This is a genomic window from Bradyrhizobium semiaridum, assembly GCF_020329505.1.
GTDB lineage: Bacteria > Pseudomonadota > Alphaproteobacteria > Rhizobiales > Xanthobacteraceae > Bradyrhizobium > Bradyrhizobium semiaridum.
Genome location: NZ_JAGKJJ010000075.1, coordinates 1 through 673 on the forward strand (window position 1 = coordinate 1; position 673 = coordinate 673).

The following is a 673-nucleotide window of genomic DNA, read 5'->3' on the forward strand; positions in this document are numbered from 1 at the left end:
CGAGCCCGACGCGGAATTGCGCGACCTGCTGCACGAGATCGAGGAGATCCAGCAGGTGGCGCGCCGCGCGATCAGCCCCGGTGCGCGTGGCGGCGACATCATCGCCGCCGGCGAAGAGGCGGTACGCCGGGCGCCGCATGGCAATGTGCTGGACTACACGGCGCACGGCATCGGCCTTGTCAGTCACGAGGCGCCGCGGCTCACCGGCCACGGGCCGGTACCTTATGCACCCTACGACGCCGACCGGCCCCTGCAGCCCGGGATGGTGATCTCGATCGAGACCGCGATGCTCCATCCGGCGCGCGGCTACATCAAGCTCGAAGATACGCTGATCGTCACTGACGATGGCTGGGAAGCGCCCGGCGACATCGCGCGCGGATGGAACGTCGCGGGCAAAGCCTGAGTTTTCGAATTGGAGGCGTGACGCTCAAACGGATGTTGCCGACCAGGGCTTAGAGGCTGCGCCGGAGCGGCCTGAAGAAATGGGCTCGATCGTTTGAGCTTGCGCTTCAGCGCCACCCCAGCGCCGGCGCGACATGCGTCAGTATCGCCTCGATCACGTGCGCGTTGTAGGCGACGCCCAATTGGTTCGGCACGGTCAGCAGCAAGGTGTCGGCCTCGGCGATTGCCTCGTCCTTCTTCAGCTGCGCGATCAGCGCATCCGGCTCTGCGG

The 673-nt window shown here is 66.9% G+C and carries 1 protein-coding gene and 1 pseudogene; one reads left to right on the forward strand and one right to left on the reverse strand.

What is annotated here, in order from left to right; genetic code table 11:
• Nucleotides 1-403: M24 family metallopeptidase (locus J6500_RS31480; protein WP_225716583.1), on the forward strand; the 403-nt coding region annotated here is incomplete at its 5' end.
• A 106-nt stretch (nt 404-509) separates the two neighbouring features.
• Here the strand turns inward: J6500_RS31480 and J6500_RS31485 are convergent.
• Nucleotides 510-673 (reverse strand): annotated as a pseudogene (locus tag J6500_RS31485) (LLM class flavin-dependent oxidoreductase); the annotation flags it as partial.